Source organism: Mesorhizobium sp. M1B.F.Ca.ET.045.04.1.1 (assembly GCF_003952465.1).
Lineage (GTDB): Bacteria > Pseudomonadota > Alphaproteobacteria > Rhizobiales > Rhizobiaceae > Mesorhizobium > Mesorhizobium shonense.
The window spans coordinates 2,279,827-2,303,143 of record NZ_CP034448.1; the positions used below are offsets into that span (position 1 = coordinate 2,279,827).

The window sequence follows — 23,317 nt, forward strand, 5'->3', positions numbered from 1 at the left end:
CCTTATGCGAGGCCGAGGGCCGTGACGATCAAGTCGATCGCCTTGATGCCGACGAACGGCACGATGATGCCGCCGAGGCCGTAGACGACAAGATTGCGGGTGAGCAGCGCGCCGGCGCCGATGGCGCGATACTTGACGCCCTTCAACGACAGCGGGATCAGCGCGATGATGATCAGCGCGTTGAAGATGATGGCCGACAGGATGGCGCTCTGCGGCGTCGCCAGGTGCATGATGTTGAGCGCCTGCAGCGGACCAGTGGACTGTCCGGGCGCGACGTAGAAGACCGCGAACATGGCCGGGATGATGGCGAAGTACTTGGCAACGTCATTGGCGATCGAGAAGGTGGTCAGCGAGCCGCGCGTCATCAGCAGCGCCTTGCCGATCTCGACGATCTCGATCAGCTTGGTCGGGTCGCTGTCGAGATCGACCATGTTGCCGGCCTCGCGGGCGGCCACCGTGCCGGTGTTCATGGCGACGCCGACATCGGCCTGGGCGAGCGCCGGCGCGTCGTTGGTGCCGTCGCCGCACATGGCGACCAGCTTGCCCTTGGCCTGCTCCTCGCGGATCAGCCACAGCTTGTTCTCCGGCGTCGCCTGGGAGAGGAAGTCGTCGACGCCGGCTTCGGCGGCGATGGCCGCCGCGGTCAGCGGGTTGTCGCCGGTGATCATCACCGTGCGGATGCCCATCTTGCGCAGTTCCGCGAAACGCTCGCTGATCCCGCCCTTGACGATGTCCTTGAGGTGGACGACGCCGAGCAGGCGCCCGTCGCGCTCGACCGCCAGCGGCGTGCCGCCGGCCTTGGCGATCTCGTCGGCGATGGCCTGCAGATCGCGGATGGTGTCGCTGGTCGGACGTAAGCCATGAGCTGCGACGGTTGCCTGATTTACGTGGGTCAGCACAGCATCGACCGCGCCCTTGCGCACCGACGAGCCGTCGATGTCGACACCGCTCATGCGGGTTTGCGCGGTGAAGGGCACGAAGGTCGCGTGCAAGCTCGCCATATCGCGCGCACGGATTCCGTATTTGTCCTTGGCGAGCACGACGATCGAGCGGCCTTCCGGGGTTTCATCGGCCAGCGAGGCGAGCTGGGCAGCATCGGCCAGCTCCTGCTCGGTGACGCCCTTGACCGGACGGAATTCGGTCGCCTGCCGATTTCCGAGGGTGATGGTGCCGGTCTTGTCGAGCAGCAGCGTGTCGACGTCGCCGGCGGCCTCGACGGCGCGGCCGGACATGGCGAGCACGTTGAAGCGCACCAGGCGGTCCATGCCGGCGATGCCGATGGCCGACAGCAGGGCGCCGATCGTGGTCGGGATCAGCGTCACGAACAGAGCGACGAGGATGGTCACCGGAATATAGCCGCCCGAATAGGAGGCGAAGCTGGGGATGGTCGCGGTCGCCAGCACGAAGATCAACGTCATGCCGACGAGAAGGATGTTGAGCGCGATCTCGTTCGGCGTCTTCTGGCGCTCCGCGCCTTCGACCAGCGAGATCATGCGGTCGAGGAAGGTCTGGCCGGAGGCGGCGGAAATGCGCACGCGGATCCAGTCGGACAGCACCTGCGTGCCGCCGGTGACGGCCGAACGGTCGCCGCCGGATTCACGGATGACGGGCGCGGATTCTCCGGTGATCGCCGCCTCGTTGACGGAAGCCACGCCTTCGATCACTTCGCCGTCCGAGGGGATGATGTCGCCGGCCTCGACCAGCACGATGTCGCCGACCTTCAGGCTGGTGCCCGGCACCAGCTTGAACTTGCCGCGATCCTCGCCGTTGACGAGCAGCTTGGCCTGGGTCTCGGTGCGCGCCTTGCGCAGCGAGTCGGCCTGGGCCTTGCCGCGGCCTTCGGCGACGGCTTCGGCGAAGTTGGCGAACAGCACGGTGAACCACAGCCAGATGATGATCTGCAGGGTGAAGCCGAGATCGCCGCCGCCGGTGATGAGTTCCTTGACGAACAGAACGGTGGTGAGCGCCGAGACGATGGCGACGACGAACATCACCGGGTTCTTGATGAGCGTGCGCGGATCGAGCTTGCGGAAGGCACCGCCGATGGCGGGCACCAGGATGCGGGCATCCAGAATGCCCGCGGATTTGGACTGGCTCATTTCGAGGCTCCAGTATCGGTGATGTTGGACGGCGCGGGGTGCTCGGTCTTCGGGAACAGGTGCGGAAGAGCGGAAGCCAGCAGCCACAGCACGAAAAGCACGGCTGCCATGCCGAGGAAGGTGGAGAGCGTCGGGAAAGGACGAGGCCTCTCGTCCCTTCCGTCATCAGGCTGACCGTCACCGGGTTGGTGACGGTCGTGCCGGCGAATGTGATTGAACCAGGGCATGGTCATCTCAGAAAGTCTGTCCATGAATCATTGCCAGGTGCTCGACGATCGGCCCGACGGCGAGCGCCGGGAAGAAGGTGAGACCGCCGACGATGATGATGACGCCGACCAGCAGGCCGACGAACAGCGTGCCGTCGGTCGGAAAGGTGCCGGCCGAAGCGGGCACGGTCTTCTTGGCGGCCAGCGAGCCGGCGATGGCTAAAGCCGGGATGATGACCAGGAAGCGACCCATCAGCATGCCGATGCCGAGCGTGATGTTGTACCAGGGCGTGTTGCCGGAGAGGCCGCCGAAGGCCGAACCGTTGTTCGCGGCCGCCGAGGTATAGGCGTAAAGCACCTCGGTGAAGCCGTGCGGGCCGCCATTGGCGATCGAGGCCACGGCGCTCGGCAGGACCACGGCGATCGCCGTGAAGATCAGCATCGCCAGCGGCAGGCACAGGATGGCAAGCATCGCCATCTTGACCTCCTTGGCCTCGATCTTCTTGCCGAGGTATTCGGGTGTGCGGCCGACCATCAGGCCGGCGACGAAGACGGCGAGGACGACGAACATCAGGATGCCGTAGAAGCCGGCGCCGACGCCGCCGACGATGACCTCGCCGAGCTGCATGTTGATGAGCGGGATCATGCCGCCAAGCGCGGTGAAACTATCATGCATTGCGTTGACGGCGCCGCAGGAGGCCGCCGTGGTTATGACCGCGAACAGCGCCGAGAGCGCGATGCCGAAGCGCGTCTCCTTGCCTTCCATGTTGCCGCCGTCGATGCCAAGCGCATGGACGAGCGGGTTGCCGGCGGCCTCGGCCCAGTAGCAGACGATGACGCCGGCGAGGAACAGCACGCCCATCGAGGCCAGGATCGCCCAGCCCTGGCGCTCACTGCCGACCATGCGGCCGAAGACATTGGTGAGGGCAGCGCCAAGCGCGAAGATCGACAGCATCTGGATCAGGTTGGAGATGGCGTCCGGATTCTCGAACGGATGCGCGGCGTTGGCGTTGAAGAAGCCGCCGCCATTGGTGCCGAGCATCTTGATGGCGATCTGCGAGGCGACCGGTCCAAGCGCGATCGTCTGCTTGGCGCCTTCCAGGGTGGTGGCGTCGACATAAGGACCAAGCGTCTGCGGGATGCCCAGCCACACATAGGCGAGCGTCAACACGATGCAGAGCGGGAGCAGCACGTAGAGCATGCAGCGGGTCAGATCGACCCAGAAATTGCCGATCGATTTGCCGGAGGCGCGGGCAAAGCCGCGGATCAAGGCAATCGCGATGGCAATGCCAGTGGCGGCCGAGACGAAGTTCTGCACGGCGAGGCCGGCCATCTGCACGAGATAGGACATCGTGCTTTCGCCGCCGTAGTTCTGCCAGTTGGTATTGGTGGCGAAGCTGACGGCGGTGTTGAAGGCAAGCCCCGGCTCGACCGCGGTCATGCCCGCGGGATTGTAGGGCAGGGCGCCTTGCAGCCGCTGCAGCGCGTAAAGAACCAGGAAACCGGCAAGATTGAAGAGCAGCATGCCGGTCGCGTAGAGGGCCCAGTGCTGTTCTTCCTTCTCGTTCATTCCCGCGAGGCGATAGAGGCCGCGCTCGACCGACGCGAGCACCGGCGACAGAAAGGTACGATCACCGTCGAAGACGCGGTACATGTAGCCGCCAAGCGGCTTAACGAGCGCGACGAGGATGCCGCAGTAAATGAGGATCTGTATCCAGCCATTCATAGTCATGATGAGCTCTCCGCGTGCCGGTCAGAAGCGCTCTGGGCGAATGAGCGCGTAAGTGAGATAGGCAAGCAGGAACAAGGTCACCGCGCCGCCGAGTATGTAATCGAAAAGCATGATCCGACCTTTTCGCTCAGATTCTGTCGCAGGCTTTGACGTAAGCTAAGGACAGGGCGAAGAACAAAATCCCGATCCCGAGAACAATGAGGTCCATGGCAGGCGTTCCTTTTTTCCACTTTGTGTTTGCGGCTCGCAGTGGCTGGCTCAAAACTGCACGCGGACGCACGTCACCTTAGCGGCGACGGCGATCAAAGCGTTTTTCGAAGGAAATATGGACCCGATCGCCATAAAGGTTCGAGGCGGGCCGGAGAGGAAAGATATAGGAATTTTATAGGGGTTTTGGCCCGTCGACTTTCAGTCTGGAGCGAACAACGTAGGTGAAGTTGCTGTAGTTCTTGCCTCGCGGAGGCTGGCGCCGCCCCTCATTGCCCTGCCGGGCATTTCTCCCCGTATAGGGACGGGGAGAAAGACGCCGTCATCGATGGTTTCGCCAATCGCCAGCGTTGCAGAAAGGGCGCCTAGGTTACGACTATTTCCCTTCTCCCCGTCACTACGCCGTATAGTGACGGGGAGAAGGAGGCTGGCCGCGACGCTTGCGATCCCCCTCTCCCCGTTCTTCACGGGGAGAGGGTAAGGGTGAGGGGCAGCGCCGACGGTGGCAATCGGCCTGAACAGAACTCCTCAGGCCAGCTCGACGGTGCGCTTCTCCGCGATGCTCTGCTCGGCCGCGAGCACGATGCGCAGGCTGTTGACGGCCGCATCCATCTGCTCGGTCAGGTCGAGATCCTCGCGGATGGCGCGCAGGAAGAAGGCCTGCTCGCGGTCGCAAAGCTCCTGATGGCCGGGCTCGTCCTCCATGCTGACGATCTCGTCGGGCTTCGAGAAATTCTTGTCGCCGTCGACCTGCGCATAATGGATCTTCAGCGCGTCGGTCTTGGTGTGGCGGTCGATATCGGCGGAATCGGAAACCTCCTCGGCCTCCTTGGCGCCGCTTCCCGACTGGCCGGCGACGATCGAGACGGCGCCCTTCGGGCCGACCACGTCCTTCACGAAATAAGCCGTCTCGCTCATCATCGGGCCCCAGCCGGCCTCGTACCAGCCGACCGAGCCGTCATCGAAGGTGACATGCAGGTGGCCGTAATTCTGCTTGTCGGCCTCGGCCCAGAGTTTTGCGCCAATGCCATGCACGCGCACCGGCTTGGCGCCGGTCAGCTGGCACATGACGTCGACATAGTGCACGCCGCAATCGACGATCGGGATCAGCGAGTCGATCAGGTTCTTGTGCCAATGCCAGGCGCTGCCGCTGCTCTGCTGGTTGAGGTTGAGGCGCATCACCAGCGGCTTGCCGAGCGTCTTGCCGACCTCGATGAATTTGATCCAGGACGGGTGGACGCGCAGGATGTAGCCGAGCACCAGCTTGCGGTTCTTTGCACGCGCGGCTGCCACCACTTTCTCCGCATCCTCGATGTTGGTGGCCAAGGGCTTTTCCATGAATACATGGCAGTTGGCGGCGATCGCCTTCAGCGCATATTCGGCGTGCGTGTTCGGCCAGCTGTTGATCGAGACGGCATCCGGCTTCGTCTCCTTCAGCGCCAGGTCGAAATCCTCATAGAGCGGATAGCCGGCGAGCTCCTTGGGGATCTTCTTGTTGCTCTTGATGGTGCGGCTCATGATGCCGACGATCTCGAAGCCGTCGGAGCGGTGATAGGCGCTGGCATGCGAGGCGCCCATATTGCCCAGACCAACCACCAGGATTCTCACTTTGTCGGCCATGTCAGCCTCCCCGATTCTTTGATTGAATGGTGGGCGGCGATGTGCTGCCGCCGCCCATGTGTCTAATCCAGGCAACACCTTAGGCTGGCGCTGCCCCTCATTGCCCTGCCGGGCATTTCTCCTCGTATAGTGACGGGGAGAAAGAAGCTTTCGCCGAAGGTTTCGCCAATCGCCAGCGTGGCAGATAGAGTGCCGAGATCGCGGCCATCTCCCTTCTCCCCGTCACTATACGGGGAGAAGGTGCCGGCAGGCGGATGAGGGGCGGCGCTGACCTCAATAATCCTCCAAAGCACGTGCGACTTTGCCCTCTTTCTGCACCCTCACTTCACCGCCGAGTCGAACAGGTGCGCCTTGATCTTTTCGACGTCGAGCGCCGCAAAGCCTTCTGACAGTTTCACGCCGTCGGCGTCCGCCTTGACCTTGGCTTTGTCGAAGTCGTTGGCCGCGGGGATCAGGTCGTTGGTGCAGACGTCCTCGGCCTTCACCGGCGCGGTGATCTGGCCGATCTTCAGGATCTCGTCGAAGAAGCCCTGCCAGCTCGCCATGTCATGCGAGCCCCAGCCGCCGCGCTTGTCCATGTCGCCGCGGAAGACGTTGATCTGCTGAAGGATCGAGGTGGTGCCGAGCTCAGGACCAAGGTTCTTGGCCAGAGTCGGGAACTGATCGAACACGGCTTCGACCGCCGCGCGCGGGTTCTGGTAGCCGAATTCGAGGCCCATCGCCCAGCCGCGCAGGTATTTTTCCAGAAAGGCTTTCTTGTCGGGATCCTCGAGATCGGCGGTGCGGACCACGAAGGTGTTGGCCGGCAACTTGGAGTTCTGCACGCCCAGCCAGTACTCGAAGTCGAGGCCCTTGGCGATCCACTCGGCGCGCAGGCCTTCCCAGGAGAGTGCCGCATCGCCCTGGCCGCCGGCAAGCGCGGTGCCCCAGGTCGGCCAGCCGGCCTCGACATATTTCACCTTCTTGATGTCGACGCCTTGTGCTGCAAGCAGCGGATCGGTGATCGCCTGCCAGGCGGCGGAGCCGAGCAGGATGGTCTTGCCTTCGAGGTCCTTGAGGTTCTTGGTGCCCTGGCCCTTGCGGAAGGCGATGCTGAAGGTGTCGCGCGCGCCCATATGGAAGACGGACTTCAGCTTCATGCCGTTCTGGATGGCGAAGGAGAAGACGCCGGGCGACGGGAAGCCCATGTCGGCCTGACCGACATCGACGAACTTCACGGTCGCGGTGCCGTCGGACGGGCCCGGCTGCATGTCGGTGGCGAGGTCACCGAAATAGCCGGCCTTCTTGGCCGACCAGTAGGGATAGTCGTCCAGCACCTCGAGCGTGCCGCGCGGCGAGATCCAGGTGAATTTTTCATAGGCCGCGGCCCTGGCTCTCAGGCCTGATGCGCCGAGCGCTGTGGCGGTCACCACGCCGGCCGCCGTCACCTGCAGGAAGTAGCGGCGGCTGATGCCTGCTCTTGTCGCTGTGTCGAATGAGCTTTCGTTGGTCATCGCATTCCCCTTTGTTGATTGCCCTTTATTGGTTGCTCGCCTTCGCCCGCCTCCCGGGCGGCATCATCCTTCCGCGCTTACGTCTCCCAGCTCGCCCATTTCTTGCCGATCAGGAAGAACAGCACGTAGATCAGGATGCCGAGGATCGACAGGATCAGTACCACCGCGAAGAATTGCGGCATCTGGATCATCGACGAATAGGATGTGAGCCGGTTTCCGAGGCCGAAGCCGCCGCCGACCATCTCGGCGCCGACGGCGGTGAGCAGCCCGAAGATCGCGCCGATCATCAGGCCGACCAGGATCATCGGCAGCGCCATCGGCGCGCGGATCTTCCAGAAGATCTGCAAGGTGCTTGCACCATAGGAGCGGGCGAGCGCGATCTTGGCGCTGTCGACGCGGCGGAAGCCGGTCGCGGCGTTGATCATCACCATCGGACCGGCGGCGAGCGCCACCGCGATGATGCGCGGCGTATAGCCGAAGCCGAAGCGCAAGATGAGCAGCGGCACCAGCGCCAGCATCGGCGTGGTGACGAGGATGAGGATATAAGGCGCGACGATCTTTTCGGCGAAGGGGAACTGCGTGATCACGGCCGCCATCACCAGGCCGACGATGGCGCCGATGGCGAAGCCCGAGACGAGCTCGACCAGCGTGTAGCCGAGATGCGGGGCTATCAGCGGGAACTCGTCGAATAGAGCGTAAACGATCGAGCTCGGCGGCGGCATGATGTATTGCGGGACGTGGAAGATGCGCAGCGCCAGCTCGATGCCGCCTATGATCACCACGGCGACAGCGAGGATCGCCGCCACCTCGGCGCCGGACTTGATGCCGGGACCGCTGGCGAAGGCGGAAAGATTGGTGAGGCTGACATCCTGGCCGTCGCCTGATTTGGCTCCCGACTTCGTCTTTGCGAATTCCGGAATGGCGTCGCCCCCGCTCACGGCCTGATCCTCACGATTTCAGCGCTCTTGTGTTCTGGCTGTTCCGGCCCCTTCGGCCGGCGCTCGCCGACGATGTCCATCTTGATGCGGTTGGTGAGGTCGAAGACTTCCTTGGTCGCCATGATCTCCAGCGAACGCGGCCGCTGGAACGGCACATCGTAAATCTTGGCGACACGGCCCGGCCGGGTGGTCAACACCACGACCCGGTCGGAGAGGAAGATCGCTTCCTCGATGCTGTGAGTGATGAAGACGATGGTGGTCTTGGTGTCGAGCCAGATCTCCTCGACGAGGCGGTTCATCTCCTCGCGGGTGAAGCTGTCGAGGGCGCCGAAGGGTTCGTCCATCAGAAGCACAGAGGGCTTCAGCGCCAGAGCGCGCACGATCGCGGCGCGCTGCTGCATGCCGCCGGAAAGCTCGCGCGGGAACTTGCCGCCGAAGCCGTCGAGTCCGACGCGGTTCAAGAGATGCGCGATCCAGGCGCGGTCGGGCTTCTCGCCCTTGATCTCGAAGGGGAAGTTGATGTTGGCGTCGAGGTTGCGCCAGGGCAGCAGGTTCGCTTCCTGGAAGACGATGCCGATCTCGGGCCGCGGGCCGGTGATCTCCTTGCCGTCGAGCAGGATCGCGCCGCTGGTCAGGCGGTGCAGGCCCGACATCGACCATAAGAGCGTGGTCTTGCCGCAGCCGGAAGGACCGACGATGGAGACGATCTCGTTGGCGTGCACATCAAGGCTGCAGCGGTCCAGGGCGAGGAGATCGCCGGAGGCCGTGTTGTAAACCTTGCTCGCTGCCTGCACGCCGAGCTTCGGCGTTCTTGCGCTGCCCGTATTCATGCTCCCCCTCGGAGACTGCGCGATGGGTTGCCGGAGGCCCCCATCTGTCCGCGAAATCAGTCTGTAACTATCCTACTTTACTGTCAAGCGGCGACAAAGGACTGACGCAATCAGGCTCAATCAGTTCTTATCTAAGCGTCTGATTTTTCGTCATTTTCGACCAACTTGCAGTGTGTGTTACTTTCCTACATACTCACCCCGGTTGATTGCCTATGGCCAGCGGGCGGATAATCGCAAATATGGTGGGTCCAGAAGCGGGCAGGGAAGGACTGGCCAATGACCGAAACTGACAGCCAGGCGTTGCGAATTCCGGACGAGGATGACGACCGGCACGACCATGTCAGGCGCATCCCGGACATCATTTCGCAGGTGAAGGACAGCTACGCCGAGCTGCGCCCGGCCGAGCGCCGCGTCGCCGATGTCGTGCTCGACGACGTCAAATATGCCGTCGACGCTTCCAACGCCGCGCTTGCCCAGCGCGCCGGGGTCAGCGAGCCGACAGTGACCCGCTTCTGCCGCGCCATCGGCTGCGAGGGCGTTCGCGACTTCAAGCTGAAGCTGGCGCAGAGCCTGGTCGTCGGCGCGCTCTATCTCAGCACCAAGCCCCGACCCGCGAACAGCGACAGCGGCATGCCGTTCTGGAGTGCTGTGTTCGGCGAGGCGCGGCGCGCGCTGCAGGAGGCCGAACGGCAGATCGACCCCGGGCAGCTGCAGAAGGCGGCGGAACTGATCGCCAAGGCGCGGCAGGTGACGGTGTTCGGGCTCGGCGGCAGCTCATCGGCGCTGGCGCAGGAGACGCAATACCGCCTGTTCCGCTATGGCATCACGATCAGCGCACAATGCGATCCGTATCTGATGCGCATGACCGCTTCGACGCTGAAGCCCGGCGATCTTGTGATTGCGATCTCGGCAACTGGCCGTACCCGGGAAGTAATCGAGGCGGTGGAGCTTGCCAAGCACTACCGCGCCGACGCGATCTGCGTGACGGCGCCGGACACCGAGCTGACGCGCGTCTGCGATGTCCGGCTGACCATGGCGGTTCCCGAATATCCCGACACGCTGAAGCCGACCGCTTCGCGCTACGCCTTTCTGGCGGCCATCGACCTTCTTGCGGTGGCGACCGCATATAGGATCGACGGCCCGGCGCGCGAGACGGTGCGTCGCATCAAGTACAACGCCCAGATCCATCGGACAGGGAAGGAGATGGAGCCATTGGGCGATTGAGGCAGGTTCTTCCTTCTCCCACAAGGGGAGAAGGCGACGGCGCCGGCTTCGATAAAGATTCGAACTGAAGGGAGCGAAGAAGAATGCTCGACATCGCACCATCGCAACAGGCGGCAACCTGGCTCGGCTCCTTCGGGCGGGCGCTCGAGGCGGGCGACATCGAGGCGGCGGCCAACCTTTTCGTCGAGGATTGCTACTGGCGCGATCTGCTCACCTTCACATGGAACATAAAAACCATGGAGGGCCAGGCAGCGGTCCGCGAGATGCTGAAGGCGACGCTGCCCTTGGCACAGCCGTCCCATTGGCGTCTGTCCGGGGAGGCGAGCGTCGACGACGGCATCGTCGAAGCCTGGCTCAGCTTCGAGACGGCCGTGGCGCGCGGCGAGGGTATCCTGCGCCTCAAGGACGGCCGCTGCCGGACGCTGTTCACGGCGATGAGCGAGCTCAAGGGTTTTGAAGAGCAGAAAGGTCCGGGCCGGCCGCTCGGCATCCGCCACAAGGCCGACCCGGACCGCGAAACCTGGGTGGAAGCCAGGGCCCGCGAGACGCGCGACCTCGGCGTGCGCGAGCAGCCCTATTGCCTGGTGATCGGCGGCGGTCAGGGCGGCATCATGCTGGGGGCGCGGCTGCGGCAGTTCGGCGTTCCAACCGTCATCATCGAGAAGAACGCGCGCGCCGGCGATTCCTGGCGCAACCGCTACCGCTCGCTCGTGCTGCACGATCCGGTCTGGTACGACCATCTGCCTTACATCCCGTTCCCGGAGAACTGGCCGGTCTTCACGCCCAAGGACAAGATGGGCGACTGGCTGGAAATGTATGCGCGCGTCATGGAGCTGAACTATTGGGTCGCCACCAAATGCATCAGCGCCGCCTATGACGAGGCGGAAAAGGTTTGGGCGGTGGTGGTCGACCGGGTCGGCCAGCGCATCACGCTGAGGCCCAAGCACATCGTCTTTGCCACCGGCGCCTACGGGCCGCCGCGGCAGATCGAACTGCCGGGCGCGGACAGCTTCAAAGGCGAGCTCCTGCACTCCAGCCAGTATTCCACCGGCGAGAGATTCCGCGGCAAACGCGTTGCGGTGATAGGTGCTGCAAGCTCGGGCCACGATGTCAGCGTCGACCTCTGGGAGGCGGGCGCCAAGGTCACCATGGTGCAGCGCTCGCCGACGACGGTGGTGAAGTCCGACACGCTGATGGAGGTCGGCTTCGAGATCTTTTCCGAGAAGGCGCTGGCGCGCGGCATCACCACCGACAAGGCCGACATGATCGTAGCCTCGACGCCGTTCGCGTTGGTGCACAAGGGCCAGCGGGCTCTCTACGATGTTATCCGCGAGCGCGACGCGGATTTCTACAAGCGGCTCAGCGACAGCGGCTTCGCCATCGATTTCGGCGAGGACGAGACCGGGCTTTTGATGAAGGCCTACCGCACGGGCTCGGGCTACTACATCGATGTCGGCGCCTGCGAGCTGATCCTGAACGGCGAGATCGCGGTGAAGAGCGGCGTCGGCATCAAGTCGCTGACAGCGAACGGCATTCTCTTCGAGGACGGCAGCGAATTGGATGTCGACGCGATCGTCTGCTGCACGGGCTACCAGTCGATGAACGAGACGGTGGCGGCGATCGTCTCGCGCGAAGTCGCCGACGAGGTCGGTCCGTGCTGGGGGCTCGGCTCCGGCGTGAAGGGCGATCCCGGACCGTGGCAGGGCGAACTGCGCAACATGTGGAAGCCGACCGCGCAGGAAGCGCTGTGGTTCCACGGCGGCAACCTCGCGCTGTCGCGCTTCTATTCGAAATTCGTGGCGCTGCAGCTCAAGGCGCGGATGGAGGGGATTGCCACGCCGGTTTACGGCGAGCCGAGCAACGCGAGACGGTGAAGCTGCCCATCTCCCCCCCAATGGGGGGAGATGGCCGGCAGGCCAGAGGGGGTCGGTCCGACTGGGTTCGCCCTTCTGCGCCGGACGAGGGTTGGCGCTTCACGCGCGGCGACCCCCTCTGTCGCCTTCGGCGACATCTCCCCCTCGAGGGGGAGATCACCCGCGCCTAAAATGCCTCGCCGCAACCTCGACATGCGTGTGGTGCGCATGCGCCTCGAAGCGCTCGGTCTCATCGTGGTTCGCGGCCTCGTTCGGCCACCATTTGCCGCCGACAACGATACCGTTGGAGACCAGCCGCCGATCCGCGACCAGTGCGGCGCCGACCGCATCGACGAAGGTGAAGCGTCCGGGCAGCAATTTGAGCACCGCGACATCGCCGATGTCGCCGACTTTCAGCGTGCCGAGCTCGCGCCTCGCGATCGCCTCAGCCGGGCGCTGCGTCGCCGCGCGCAGCACTTCGACCAGCGGCATGCCGAGCGCCATGAGCTTCGACATGCAGACGAGGATATCGAAGGCGGGGCCGTCGACGCAGTAGAGATGCACGTCGCTCGAGATGACGTCGGGCGCCAGGCCCTCCGCCAGCATGGCCTTCGCGACGTCGAAGTCGAAGGAGCCCATGCCGTGGCCGATGTCGAAGATGACGCCGCGCTCGCGCGCCAGCCGCATATCCGGCCGCACCGCGCCGGACGCGAAGACCGGTGCGTTGGGAAATGGCCGAAAACAGTGGGTGAGGACGTCGCCGCGGCGCAGCCTGGGCAGTACTTCGGAGCGGCCGGGCGGCGGCTCGTCGATATGCGCCATCAGCGGCAGGCCGACCTTGTCGGCGGCTTCGAGCGCGAGGTCGACCGGCGCGATGCCGCTGGTGCCGCCGGCATGTTTGCCGGAACGAACCTTTACGCCGACGACGATATCGGCGTGCTCGCGCACCGCCGCCACCGTTTCGCGCGGCTCGCAGAGCCTGAGGTCGCTGCATTCGCCGACCGACACGGTCTTGGCGAAGCCGAATATGCCGGCGAAGGAGATGTTGACGTAAGCGAGGATACGGACCTTCGCGCGCTCGATGACATGGCGACGAAAGCCGAGGAAATTGCCGGCGCCGGCGCTGCCGGCGTCGATGAAGGTGGTGGTGCCGCTCTTGGCGGCGAGCCTGTCGGCGTCGACGCCGAGCGAGGTGCCGCCCCAATAGACGTGGCTGTGCAGGTCGACGAGGCCGGGCGTGACGATGCAGTCCCTCGCGTCGACGATCTCAGCGGCGGCCTCGGCATCGATGGCGGCGTCGATCGCGGCGATGCGGCCATCGGCGATGGCCACGTCGCGCGGCGCATCCAACCCGGAGGCCGGGTCGATCACACGGCCGCCCTTGATCAGCAGATCGAACTGCATCGGCGCCTCCCTTGTTGTTTGGTCGCGATCAAACTGGCCGGTAGGCGACCGCTTCGATCTCGATCTTGATGTCGATCATCAGGCGGGATTCGACGGTGGTGCGAGCCGGCGGGTCATTCGGGAAATGCTTTGCATAGACCGTATTGAAGGCGCCGAAGTCGCGGGCGTCCTCGAGCCAGACGGTGGTCTTGACCACATCGTCCATGGTGCAGCCGGCCAGCGCCAGCGCCGCCTTGACGTTCTGCAGCACCTGCTCGGCCTGCTCGGCGATGCCGCCCTTGACCACCAGCCCGTCGCTGCCCACCGGCACCTGGCCGGAGACATAGACGAAATCGCCGGCACGCACGGCGGGCGAGAGCGGGACATGCGATTTTCCAAAGCATTGCTTGGGCAAGTGAGCCTCCTGATTGTCGACTTGATGGGACGGTTCTTATAGCCGTCTACGCCTGTCGGCGTGATCCTCATAGAGCATTTGTTGGAAAGCAACATTTTTTCGAAAATCCATGTTGCTTTATTACAGAAGCCTGAGCATCCTGCGCCTCGAAGCCGGGCCGGCAACTCGTGGCCGCCGGCAGATACGAGAGAGAGGGGATCCGATGATCTTCGACAAGAATCCGTTTCCGGAAGGCGATGCCGACCGCCATGCGCTGTGGGAAATGCTGGTGCGGCGAGACATCGATGCCTTCCTCGGCCAGGACTGGTCGATGGTCGAGGACGACTTCATCGCCGAAGGCTTCTTCGGCATGCATGCGCATTTCCTTGCCAATGCCGATGCCTGGCGGCTGCAGTTCCCGAGGCTGGAGGTCTATCGCGACGAATGGCTGCGGCAGGCCAAGGAAACCGCCGCGACGACATTCGCCGAGCCGCTGCGCGAGGCGCTGTTCCGCATCACCAACATGCGCGACATTGACGTCGACGGCGATCGCGCGGTGCTGCACAAGAAGTTCGACGGTTCCGTCGCCAAGGCCGACGGCGGCGTCGACCGCCTCAAATGGCAGACGCTCTATTTCTGCCGCAAGGTCGGCGGCCGCTGGAAGATCGCCGGTTTCGTCGGTTATATGCCGCATCCGTTGGGAAGCTAGAGGGTCTGTCGATATTCAGGTGATGCCGGCCTGCGAATGGCGGCTTCCTGCGCTTCCGGCCTTCGCCGGCCGAAGCATTCACGAATGGCGTGGCAGCCAAATTAAGGCTACGGCCGGCGTAGGCCGGTGCTCACGTACTTGAAGTACGCTCCGCTCCGGCCTTCGCCTGCCGAAGCCCTCGTAAGTGTCTCCGCTCTATGAAGGCTACGGCCGGCGTAGGCCGGTTCTCGGAAACCACCATTCTCGGCTCGGCCTGACCTGAATCTCAACAGACCCAAGAGCGCGACCACTTTGAGAGCTAAGGGGCTCGAAGAGGCAGTCTAAGACAAGCGCGGCAACCGCTCGTCGGGCGAGCGATGGTCGAAGACGACGCCCATGGTCTTACCAACGGCAGCCATGACGATCAGTTCGACCAGATGGTCGTCGCTGTCCTCGCAAGCTGGGCCGGATCGGCGGATGGTGTCGAGCATTGCGCGGGTCGAGATGGTGTCGCCGGCGCGAAATTTCGAAAGCGCAGAGGAAACAAGATCTTGCACCGTCGGGTCCATGACGGGCACTTCCGAAGCGACGCTCATTAGCCTCCTCCTGCCATGAACCCTCTCCAAAAGGATGATACGCCAATGGTGGGATTGCGCCAGCAAAATGGTGGTCCGACCAGAGCGATTGGCGACAGCCTGCCGCCATTTGCTCTTTCAAGCACGTCGTTCTGGAATGGATCAGGCGACACGCTTTAAGTCTTTGTTTTTATGCATGTCGTTTTCGCAAAACCGCTGCGCACTTTTGCGCGACATGCATTAAAGCACGTCACGCTGAAACGGGCTCAGGCGACGCGCTTTAAATCCTTGTATCACGCATGTCGTTTTCCCAAGACCGCTGCGCACTTTTGCACGACGAGCGTTAGATGTGGAACATCGTGCCGAGGGCGAAGACCCATACTCGACGCACCGCGCACCGGTTGCTAAGCCCGCTCCCGCGCAGGGAGACTAGTCGAGTCGAGACATGACGGTTGCAATCGAGATGGGGCAGACGACGGCAGGCGCGCCGGCGGCCCTCGACCTTGAGGAACTGCTGGCGACCCGCCTGCTGGTGCAGGGCAATTCGGGCTCCGGCAAGTCGCATCTTTTGCGCCGGCTGCTCGAACAGAGCGCGCCCTGGGTGCAGCAGACCATCATCGACCCCGAAGGCGACTTCGTGTCGCTCGGCGAACGCTACGGCCATCTGGTGATCGATGCCGAGGAGCACACCGAGCGCGGCCTGCAGGCGGCCGGCGAGCGGGCGCGCATCCACCGCGTCTCGACGGTGCTCAATCTCGAGGGACTCGACGCCGAGAACCAGATGCGGCGCGCAGCCGCCTTCCTCGGCGGCCTGTTCGAGGTCGCGCGCGACCATTGGTACCCGATGCTGGTGGTGGTGGACGAGGCGCAGCTCTTCGCGCCGGCCGCCGCCGGCGAGGTTTCGGACGAGGCGCGCAAGCTTTCGCTGGGCGCCATGACCAATCTGATGTGCCGCGGCCGCAAGCGCGGGCTTGCCGGCATCATCGCCACGCAGCGGCTGGCGAAGCTCGCCAAGAACGTCGCGGCGGAAGCCTCCAACTTCCTGATGGGCCGGACTTTCCTCGACATCGACATGGCGCGCGCGGCCGACCTGCTCGGCATGGAGCGCCGGCAGGCGGAAGCGTTTCGCGACCTGGAGCGGGGGCATTTCATGGCGCTCGGGCCCGCATTGTCGCGCCGCCCGCTAAGCCTGCGGATCGGATCGACGGAAACGAGCCCACGCAACGGCACGCCGCGGCTGATGCCGCTGCCGGAAGCGGCGCTGGAGGATGCGCGCTCGATCATCCTGGCGGCGCCGCCGCCGGAGACGGTGCGGGCGCAGCGCCGGCCCTCGCCCGATCTCCTCGATCAATTGATGGCGGCCAAGGCCGCACCACTGGACATCCGCCCGGAGCCGGCCGAACCGCAGCCGAGCGCCGAGGATCTCGCCGAGCGGCGTGAGCGGATGGACCGCATCCTGCGCGCCATCCTGGCCGAGCCCGACGCGGGATTCCGCGTCATCGGCGTGCTCTATCAGGAGTTCGTCGTTCGTTGCCGGATCGAAGGGCTCGCGTCGGTCGTGCCCGACCTTTCGGAGTTCCGTCGCATGCTGACGCGCGCCCGCGCCGGTGTCGGTTCCGACATGGCGGAGGATGACGCGTGGCGGGACGTCTCAGTGCGCGCCTCGCTGCTGCCTGAGGACATGCAGGGCGTTTTCATGATGATCGCGAGGGCGGCAAAGGAAGGCTGGCCCTGCCCGAGCGACTCGGCGATAGCGCGGGCCTATGGCTCGCATTCGCTGCGCCGCGCGCGGCGGCTGCTCGACTATATCGAGGAGCAAGGCCTCATCGTCTGCCAGATCGACGGCGCCGGCCGCCGCACGGTGACGCTGGTGGAACTCGCCTGGGCGACGGCGCCGGGCGATCCGAATGCCGAAGAGCAGGAGCCGGGCAGTTCGGCCGCCTGATGGACCTGCCGGTAGCGGACGCCGACAGATGCGTTGACTGCCCCAATACTTTGGCTCAAACGCCCGCGATCGCCAGAAGCCAGGCCAGGATATCGAGCAACAGAAAGAGCAGCGCTATCTGCAACGCCATACGGAGCCGCTGGATAATTCGCCAGTTGCCGGCCATGTCCGCCTTGATGCGAAGGGCGAGCGCGCGATGCATGGCCGACATCGTTGCCAGCCTGTCGCCATCGACATATTGATTGAGCAGTTCCTCCGGATCGAAGCGGAATGCGTATTGGTGGTAGGGCCAAAGCATGAAGACGATCAGCCCGCCGATGCCGAACAGGAAAGCCACCGCGGTCCAGTCCCACAGCCCAAGTCCGTTGGAAAGGGCCGCACCGCCGAGCAGTGAGTTTGCGAACGCGGTGGCAAAGATAAGGCTGCCGGCGCGAGTATTCATGTTCTCCACGACGGTCTGCTGGTGAGTGAGACCTCTCACGGCCTCCTGATAGATGAACGCAAGACGAGGATCGTCGTCGGCAAGATCGCTTGCGACGGTTCTTTCGGTTTCTCCTGCACTCGAACGTTTGGCCATCGGGCTTCTCCCATGGGATAGGGACGGTTCAAATCCCTTGAGCCAAAAAGCGCCGCTTCCGCGCTTCCGCCTACCGGTCCTCGATGATCCTCAAATACGCTGCGGTCACGAACAGCACGATGAAACCGAAAAGGATGCGGCGACCGCCTTCCGGCATATGCAGGATGGTGAGCAGCGTCGTCAGCACGGTCAGGATCAGCGCGCCGATGATTGTTCCCATATAGCCGCCGCGGCCGCCGAAGATCGAGGTGCCGCCGATGACGGCCGCCGCCACCGAAGGCAGCACCAGCGGCTCGGCGAGCGACAGCGACGGCGCCTTGATCAAGCCGATATAGAGCAGGCCGGTGATGCCGGCGAGCAGGCTGGAGATGACGTAGAGCGCGGTGATCACCTGCCAGTAGCGGACGCCGGACAAACGTGCGGCGCGTTCATTGTCGCCGACGGCGTAGAGCAGGCGGCCGAAGCCGGTGCGGTTGAGGGTGAAGACGATCAGTATCGCCACCGGCACGAACAGGAAGAGCGCGTTGGGAAAGCCGTAGGTGAGGCCGGTGCCCAGCCAGTTGAGGAAATCCGGGATCCTGGCGCCGGAGGCGATGACGGTGCGCTGGTAGACCTGCAGGAAGCCGGTGCCGATCAGGCTGGTGCCCAGCGTCATGATCAGCGGATGGACGCGGAAGACGCCGACGCCGATGCCGTTGACGAGGCCGATCAGCACCGCCGGCAGCATGGCCAGCAGAAAGGCTACCGTCGGATCCTGATTGACGATCTGCGTTGCCATGATGAAGGCGCTCATCGTCGCCACCGTGCCGACCGAGAGGTCGATGCCGCCGGTGAGCATCGTCATGGTCTGGCAACCGGCGAGGATCGCCAGCGGAATGGCGAACTTCGCCGTGTTGGCGATCCAGCGCTCGTTGACGATGCCGGGGCGCAGGACCTGCAGGATCGCCACCAGGATGACGAGCAGGATGATCAGCGGAATGAGCGGCCGGTCCGCCATGAAGCGCTTCAGGCGGCGGCCGAACGAGACAGGCTGGGGCATGGTCGCGCTGCTCGTCATGGCGTTGCTCCTGCCGGGCGGCCCCGGATGGTGATGAAGGCGCCGAACATCACCACGGCGACCATGATTGCGCCCTCGATGATGGCGGTGACGTTGGGGTCGATGGCGAGAAGCGTCAGGTCTGTGCGCACCAGCCTGAGCACGAAGACGGCGATGATCGGCCCGAGCAGCCCGCCCTTGCCGCCGCCGAGCGCGACGCCGCCAAGCACCACCGCCGCGACGCTGGCGAGCAGATAGGGGCCGGGGATCGGCGCGCCGATGCCGGTGCTGATGGTGAGCGACAGCCCGCCAAGTGCCGCGAACAGGCCGGAGAGCGCGTAGGCGACGATCCTGGTGCGCGCCACCGGCACGCCGCTGCGGAAGGCGGCAAGCTCGTCGCTGCCGATGGCGTAGATGGAGAGGCCAAGCCGCGAGCTTCTCAGCGGAATCCATATGGCGAAGAGGCAGACCACGAGCAGCACCAGCGCCTTCGGAACCCAGGCATCGGCCCAATCCGGCAGGCCGGCGATCGGCATGATGCCGACGACACTTGCCTTCAGCCACTCGGCGGCGGCGCCGCCGGGCGCATCGAGCACCAGAAGCGCCGCGCCCTGCAGCACGAACAGCGTGGCCAAGGTGACCACGATATCCGGCACGCGGGTGACGACGATAAGGAGGCCGTTGAGCGCGCCGAGCACTAGCCCCATAGCCAGCACGAAGGGCACGACGAAAAACGCATATTCCTCGCTGGCGCCGTTCATCATCGAGGCGGCGGTAACGCTTGTCAGCGCCATCATGGCGGCGACCGAGAGATCGATGCCGCCCGCGATGACGACGACGGTCTGCGCAGCCACTGCAAAAGCGTAGGGCAAAACTGCCCGCGCGAGCGAGCCGAAGTCGCCGCTGCCATAACCCGGCTGGATCAGCTTGGTGATGACGAACAGGAAGATGAGCAGGGCGAGCAGGCCGGCGACCCAGCCCTGGCGGCGCAGGAAACGGGTCATGACGCGGCCTCCGCATCGGGGGTGGGCCTGACATCGGCAAGGATGCCGACATCCTCCCTGGCGCCGCGCGGCAGGCCGTAGGCAGCCCGCATCAGCGCCGGCTCGTCGGCAAGCTCGACCGGGAAAGTGTCGACGACACGGCCGCCGAAGATGACGATGACGCGGTCGCAGACACGCTGCACCTCCTCCAGCTCGGATGTGTAGAACAGCACCGATTTGCCGAGGCCGGCGAGCTCGCGCAGCAATTTGTAGATTTCCTGCTTGGTGCCGACATCGATGCCGCGCGTCGGGTCGAAGCAGAGGATGGTGCGGGCGTCCGCCGCGATCCAGCGGGCGATGGTCACCTTCTGCTGGTTGCCGCCGGAAAGGCGCTGCACTTCGCCCTGCGCGCGGGTATCGATCTGCAGCCTGGCAATGGCGCTGGAAACCACCATGCGTTCCCGCTGCACCCGGATAGGCCCCCATTTGCGCAGTGCCGCGCTGAAGGGCAGCGCGATGTTCTCGCGCACCGAGCGCTGCATGGCTAAAGCCTCGGTGCGGTCGCCAGGCACGTAAGCGATGCCAGCTTGAATCGCGTCGCTCGGATGCGAGAACTTCACCGGCGCGCCGTCGACGGCAATCGTGCCGCCGGCCGGCCGGATCGAGCCGGCAAGGGCGGCGAAGAGCTCGTCCTGGCCCTGGCCCTCGAGCGCGACGACGCCAGCCACCTCGCCATTGGCGAGATCGAAGGAGACGTCGTGCAGCTTGGTGCCGAGCTGCAGGTTGCGCACCGATAGCCGCGGATGGCTGTCTTGTGCGGCGGAGCCCTGGCTTGCCACGCGCGCAGCTGCGACGCTGGTCTTCTCGATGCGGGCGCCAAGCATCATCTCGACGATCTTTTCCTCGATGCCGGGCTCGATATCGACGACGCCGACGGTGGCGCCGTCGCGCAGCACCGTAGCGCGGCCTGTCCGGCGCGCGACGACGCCGTGGACCAAAGCCATCCCGACGGCCAGCGAGGCGGCCAGCGAGCGGAAGCCGGCGAAGTCGGACTCGACCACCTCCAGCCAGGTGTCGGAAAGTTTCACCAGCGGCGAAAAGGTGCTGTCGGTGATGGCGACGATGGATGCCCCGCGCTCATGCGCGACGGCGACCAGGTCGGGCGTGATCGAATTGTACGGGCTGAAGGAGACGGCGAGCACCGCGTCGCGCCGGCTTATGCAGCCGACCTGGTCGAACGCGGTCGAGCCGACATTGTCGACCAGCACGTTGCGCACGCCCTGTTGCGACAGCGTCAGCGAAACATAGGTGGTGACGGGGAAGGCACGCTTGCTGCCGATGACATAGATCAGCTCGGCTCCCGCAAGCAGGTCGACCATCTTTTCGAAACTGTCGGTGTCGAAGCCGCTGCCGATGCGGCTGAGCGAGGCCTGCGAGGCGCCGACCATGCCGTGGAGGAAATGCAGGTTGGCGCTCTGCTCCTTAGCTGGCTCATGGCTGCCCTGTCCACGACCGTCCGGCCAGGAGCCTTTCATATGGTCCTTGAACAGGCCCTGGAAATCGGAAAATCCGGCATAGCCGAAGATCTGCGCGAAGCGCACCAGAGTCGAGGGCTGCACGCCGGCCTGGTCGGCCACCTGGGCGATAGTGCCCAGCGCCACGGCGCTCGGATGCTGCCACAGGAAGATGGCGACCTGGCGCAGCCTTTTCGGGAAATGCACGGTGCCGGACGAGAGCACGGCGCGCAGTTCTTCATAGGTTTGCGGTTTGGTGTAGCCAAGTGCTGTCAGCGAACGGCCCTGTTTGCGGGGGGCGCTCTCGCCGGCGCCGACGCGGCCGGGTGAAGTTCGGGCGTTGCTCATGGGACGGGCCGGGTTTGAGCTGTCGTGTATGAGGCGACCCAACATTGCGGTGGAGACCGCCAATTGTCCAAGTCGGCGCCGCCCCTCACCTGCCTGCCGGCATCCTCTCCCCGTATAGTGACGGGGAGAGGGGCGCTCTCATCAGCGGTTTCGACAATCGCCAACTTTGCAGGAAACGAGCCGGCGCCGCGGCCAGTCCCCTTCTCCCCGTCACTATACGGGGAGAAGGTGCCGGCAGGCGGATGAGGGGCAGCGCCAGCGCTAGGAAAATCGCGCAAACTGATCGAACCCTCCTTCGACAATGCCGTGCAAGGCTAGCGCGGTGCGGTCGTTTCACAAAACAAAATTTGGAATAACTGTTCGAAATTGGCGGAGCGCCCCCTATAGTCCTGCCCGGCCAATGACAGCCATCGGGGAGGAATCGAAACATGGTCCATGCAACCGCTAACGGAACCTCGCGCAAGCGCCTGACGGTCGGCATGGTCGGGGGCGGCCGCAGCGCCTTCATCGGCGCTGTGCACCGGCTGGCCATGCGGCTCGACGACCAGATCGCCCTCGTGGCGGGCGCGCTGTCTTCCGATCCGGAGAACGCAGCCGCCTCGGCCGCCGAGATCGGCATCGCACCCGAGCGCAGCTATGCCGATTACCGTGCCATGGCGAAAGCCGAAGCGGCGCGGCCGGACGGCATCGAGGCGGTGGTCGTCGTCACGCCCAACCATCTGCATGCGCCGATCGCGACCGCCTTCCTCGAGGCCGGCATCGACGTCATCTGCGACAAGCCGCTATCGACGACGCTTGCCGAGGCCGAGGCGCTGGTGACGCTAACCAAAGCGAAGAAGCGCCGCTTCGTCGTCACGCTCAACAACACCGGCTACGCCATGGTGCGCCAGGCGCGCGAGATGGTGGCGGCGGGCGCGCTCGGCCGCATCGTTTCCGTGCATGGCGCCTATATGCAGGACTGGCTGACGCAGCCGATCGACGCGCAAGGGCAGAAGCAGGCCGAATGGCGCACCGACCCGGCGCGCGCCGGGCAGTCGGCGGTGCTTGCCGACATCGGCGTGCATGCCTTCAACCTGGCGAGCTTCATCTCCGGCTTCGAGGCGGAGGCGGTCTCGGCCGACCTTTTCACCGCCGTGCCCGGCCGGCGGCTCGACGACAATGCGCATGTGCTGGTGCGCTGGATGGGCGGCGCGCACGGCACGATCCTCGCCAGCCAGACCTCGCCCGGCCACTACAACGACCTCTCGGTGCGCATCTATGGCGACAAGGCCGGGCTCGAATGGTCGGGCACGCGGCCGGAGGAGCTGCGCTTCTCGCCCTATGGCGAGGAGACGCGCACGCTGGTGCGCGGCGGCCACGGATCGACGGCGGAAGCCCGGCGCGTCTCGCGCACGCCGGCCGCGCATCCCGAGGGCTATATCGAGGCCTTCGCCAATTTCTACCGCGACGCCGCCGACATCATCCGCGCGCATCGTTCGGGCGAGGTGGTCGATACGGCACGCGTGGCGCAGGTGCCCGACGTGGTCGACGGTGCGCGCGGCGTGAAGTTCGTGGCGGCGGCGGTGGAGTCGAACGCGGCAGGCGGCGTGTGGATAGCGGCGAGGTTTGAGTGAGGGGGCAGTCGCACTCTTGACGGCTTGCCGAACTCGGCCTCCGATGGCCGCAAACGCAG

The 23,317-nt window shown here is 64.8% G+C and carries 20 protein-coding genes; 5 read left to right on the top strand and 15 right to left on the bottom strand.

All coding sequences use genetic code 11. The features are described 5' to 3' along the window. Positions 1–2 precede the first annotated feature (2 nt). From kdpB to EJ071_RS11245, 8 genes are all read right to left on the bottom strand, one after another. Positions 3–2,099: a potassium-transporting ATPase subunit KdpB gene (gene kdpB, locus EJ071_RS11200; RefSeq protein WP_126097923.1), complete on the bottom strand. Its 2,097-nt coding sequence runs from the start codon at positions 2,097–2,099 to the stop codon at positions 3–5. After that, a complete protein-coding gene (locus EJ071_RS11205) occupies positions 2,096–2,350 on the bottom strand; it encodes a hypothetical protein (protein ID WP_245460198.1) in 255 nt (84 codons plus the stop codon). Before EJ071_RS11205 ends, kdpB begins: the two co-directional genes overlap by 4 nt. Next, on the bottom strand, positions 2,334–4,037 hold the full coding sequence (kdpA, locus tag EJ071_RS11210) for a potassium-transporting ATPase subunit KdpA (protein ID WP_126097924.1): 1,704 nt from the start codon (positions 4,035–4,037) through the stop codon (positions 2,334–2,336). The genes EJ071_RS11205 and kdpA overlap by 17 nt, the downstream gene beginning before the upstream one ends. A gap of 21 nt (positions 4,038–4,058) precedes the next feature. Beyond that, complete coding sequence (locus tag EJ071_RS11215) at positions 4,059–4,148, bottom strand: K(+)-transporting ATPase subunit F (RefSeq protein WP_036257910.1); 90 nt, start codon at positions 4,146–4,148, stop codon at positions 4,059–4,061. Between the two features lie 624 nt (positions 4,149–4,772). Next, complete coding sequence (locus tag EJ071_RS11225) at positions 4,773–5,864, bottom strand: Gfo/Idh/MocA family oxidoreductase (RefSeq protein ID WP_126097925.1); 1,092 nt, start codon at positions 5,862–5,864, stop codon at positions 4,773–4,775. A gap of 320 nt (positions 5,865–6,184) precedes the next feature. Further along, complete coding sequence (locus EJ071_RS11235) at positions 6,185–7,357, bottom strand: ABC transporter substrate-binding protein (RefSeq protein ID WP_126097926.1); 1,173 nt, start codon at positions 7,355–7,357, stop codon at positions 6,185–6,187. A 77-nt stretch (positions 7,358–7,434) separates the two neighbouring features. Continuing rightward, on the bottom strand, positions 7,435–8,295 hold the full coding sequence (locus tag EJ071_RS11240; RefSeq protein ID WP_126097927.1) for an ABC transporter permease: 861 nt from the start codon (positions 8,293–8,295) through the stop codon (positions 7,435–7,437). Then, positions 8,292–9,125: an ABC transporter ATP-binding protein gene (locus EJ071_RS11245; RefSeq protein ID WP_126097928.1), complete on the bottom strand. Its 834-nt coding sequence runs from the start codon at positions 9,123–9,125 to the stop codon at positions 8,292–8,294. Before EJ071_RS11245 ends, EJ071_RS11240 begins: the two co-directional genes overlap by 4 nt. A 276-nt stretch (positions 9,126–9,401) precedes the next feature. On the opposite strand from EJ071_RS11245, the gene EJ071_RS11250 reads away from it, so the two are divergent. Both EJ071_RS11250 and EJ071_RS11255 read left to right on the top strand, forming a co-directional pair. Beyond that, a complete protein-coding gene (locus tag EJ071_RS11250) occupies positions 9,402–10,349 on the top strand; it encodes a MurR/RpiR family transcriptional regulator (protein WP_189521443.1) in 948 nt (315 codons plus the stop codon). Positions 10,350–10,432: 83 nt separating this feature from the next. Next, the gene (locus EJ071_RS11255) at positions 10,433–12,223 is read left to right on the top strand and encodes an NAD(P)/FAD-dependent oxidoreductase (protein ID WP_126097929.1); all 1,791 of its coding nucleotides are present in this window, start codon (positions 10,433–10,435) and stop codon (positions 12,221–12,223) included. A gap of 156 nt (positions 12,224–12,379) precedes the next feature. Here the strand turns inward: EJ071_RS11255 and EJ071_RS11260 are convergent, their stop codons facing one another. Both EJ071_RS11260 and EJ071_RS11265 read right to left on the bottom strand, forming a co-directional pair. Then, positions 12,380–13,606, bottom strand: coding sequence for an amidohydrolase/deacetylase family metallohydrolase (locus EJ071_RS11260; RefSeq protein WP_126097930.1), 1,227 nt, complete (start codon positions 13,604–13,606; stop codon positions 12,380–12,382). Between the two features lie 28 nt (positions 13,607–13,634). Further along, positions 13,635–14,000, bottom strand: a complete 366-nt coding sequence (locus tag EJ071_RS11265; protein WP_126097931.1) for a RidA family protein — start codon at positions 13,998–14,000, stop codon at positions 13,635–13,637. A 202-nt stretch (positions 14,001–14,202) separates the two neighbouring features. Between EJ071_RS11265 and EJ071_RS11270 the strand changes: the two genes are divergently transcribed. Beyond that, the gene (locus tag EJ071_RS11270) at positions 14,203–14,688 is read left to right on the top strand and encodes a hypothetical protein (RefSeq protein WP_126097932.1); all 486 of its coding nucleotides are present in this window, start codon (positions 14,203–14,205) and stop codon (positions 14,686–14,688) included. Positions 14,689–15,008: 320 nt separating this feature from the next. Here EJ071_RS11270 and EJ071_RS11275 read toward each other — a convergent pair whose 3' ends face one another. Beyond that, on the bottom strand, positions 15,009–15,263 hold the full coding sequence (locus EJ071_RS11275) for a hypothetical protein (RefSeq protein ID WP_126097933.1): 255 nt from the start codon (positions 15,261–15,263) through the stop codon (positions 15,009–15,011). A gap of 424 nt (positions 15,264–15,687) precedes the next feature. On the opposite strand from EJ071_RS11275, the gene EJ071_RS11280 reads away from it, so the two are divergent. Further along, the gene (locus tag EJ071_RS11280) at positions 15,688–17,187 is read left to right on the top strand and encodes an ATP-binding protein (protein WP_126097934.1); all 1,500 of its coding nucleotides are present in this window, start codon (positions 15,688–15,690) and stop codon (positions 17,185–17,187) included. Positions 17,188–17,242: 55 nt separating this feature from the next. Here EJ071_RS11280 and EJ071_RS11285 read toward each other — a convergent pair whose 3' ends face one another. From EJ071_RS11285 to EJ071_RS39355, 4 genes are all read right to left on the bottom strand, one after another. Further along, entirely contained in the window at positions 17,243–17,764 is a 522-nt protein-coding gene (locus EJ071_RS11285; RefSeq protein ID WP_189521444.1) for a hypothetical protein, read from the bottom strand. Positions 17,765–17,834: 70 nt separating this feature from the next. Beyond that, a complete protein-coding gene (locus tag EJ071_RS11290; RefSeq protein ID WP_126097935.1) occupies positions 17,835–18,821 on the bottom strand; it encodes an ABC transporter permease in 987 nt (328 codons plus the stop codon). After that, entirely contained in the window at positions 18,818–19,804 is a 987-nt protein-coding gene (locus EJ071_RS11295; protein WP_126097936.1) for an ABC transporter permease, read from the bottom strand. The genes EJ071_RS11290 and EJ071_RS11295 overlap by 4 nt, the downstream gene beginning before the upstream one ends. After that, positions 19,801–21,645 carry an ATP-binding cassette domain-containing protein gene (locus EJ071_RS39355; protein WP_245460199.1) on the bottom strand — a complete coding sequence of 615 codons (1,845 nt, stop codon included), beginning with the start codon at positions 21,643–21,645 and terminating at the stop codon, positions 19,801–19,803. The genes EJ071_RS11295 and EJ071_RS39355 overlap by 4 nt, the downstream gene beginning before the upstream one ends. 428 nt (positions 21,646–22,073) lie before the next feature. On the opposite strand from EJ071_RS39355, the gene EJ071_RS11315 reads away from it, so the two are divergent. Then, positions 22,074–23,258: a Gfo/Idh/MocA family oxidoreductase gene (locus tag EJ071_RS11315; protein ID WP_126097937.1), complete on the top strand. Its 1,185-nt coding sequence runs from the start codon at positions 22,074–22,076 to the stop codon at positions 23,256–23,258. Positions 23,259–23,317: the final 59 nt, after the last annotated feature.

Coding starts and splice junctions, on each gene's coding strand:
- kdpB (WP_126097923.1), bottom strand. CDS start 2,099: ATGAGCCAGTCCAAATCCGCGGGCATTCTGGATGCCCGCATCCTGGTG.
- EJ071_RS11205 (WP_245460198.1), bottom strand. CDS start 2,350: ATGGACAGACTTTCTGAGATGACCATGCCCTGGTTCAATCACATTCGC.
- kdpA (WP_126097924.1), bottom strand. CDS start 4,037: ATGACTATGAATGGCTGGATACAGATCCTCATTTACTGCGGCATCCTC.
- EJ071_RS11215 (WP_036257910.1), bottom strand. CDS start 4,148: ATGCTTTTCGATTACATACTCGGCGGCGCGGTGACCTTGTTCCTGCTT.
- EJ071_RS11225 (WP_126097925.1), bottom strand. CDS start 5,864: ATGGCCGACAAAGTGAGAATCCTGGTGGTTGGTCTGGGCAATATGGGC.
- EJ071_RS11235 (WP_126097926.1), bottom strand. CDS start 7,357: ATGACCAACGAAAGCTCATTCGACACAGCGACAAGAGCAGGCATCAGC.
- EJ071_RS11245 (WP_126097928.1), bottom strand. CDS start 9,125: ATGAATACGGGCAGCGCAAGAACGCCGAAGCTCGGCGTGCAGGCAGCG.
- EJ071_RS11250 (WP_189521443.1), top strand. CDS start 9,402: ATGACCGAAACTGACAGCCAGGCGTTGCGAATTCCGGACGAGGATGAC.
- EJ071_RS11255 (WP_126097929.1), top strand. CDS start 10,433: ATGCTCGACATCGCACCATCGCAACAGGCGGCAACCTGGCTCGGCTCC.
- EJ071_RS11260 (WP_126097930.1), bottom strand. CDS start 13,606: ATGCAGTTCGATCTGCTGATCAAGGGCGGCCGTGTGATCGACCCGGCC.
- EJ071_RS11270 (WP_126097932.1), top strand. CDS start 14,203: ATGATCTTCGACAAGAATCCGTTTCCGGAAGGCGATGCCGACCGCCAT.
- EJ071_RS11275 (WP_126097933.1), bottom strand. CDS start 15,263: ATGAGCGTCGCTTCGGAAGTGCCCGTCATGGACCCGACGGTGCAAGAT.
- EJ071_RS11280 (WP_126097934.1), top strand. CDS start 15,688: ATGACGGTTGCAATCGAGATGGGGCAGACGACGGCAGGCGCGCCGGCG.
- EJ071_RS11285 (WP_189521444.1), bottom strand. CDS start 17,764: ATGGCCAAACGTTCGAGTGCAGGAGAAACCGAAAGAACCGTCGCAAGC.
- EJ071_RS11290 (WP_126097935.1), bottom strand. CDS start 18,821: ATGACGAGCAGCGCGACCATGCCCCAGCCTGTCTCGTTCGGCCGCCGC.
- EJ071_RS11295 (WP_126097936.1), bottom strand. CDS start 19,804: ATGACCCGTTTCCTGCGCCGCCAGGGCTGGGTCGCCGGCCTGCTCGCC.
- EJ071_RS39355 (WP_245460199.1), bottom strand. CDS start 21,645: ATGAGCAACGCCCGAACTTCACCCGGCCGCGTCGGCGCCGGCGAGAGC.
- EJ071_RS11315 (WP_126097937.1), top strand. CDS start 22,074: ATGGTCCATGCAACCGCTAACGGAACCTCGCGCAAGCGCCTGACGGTC.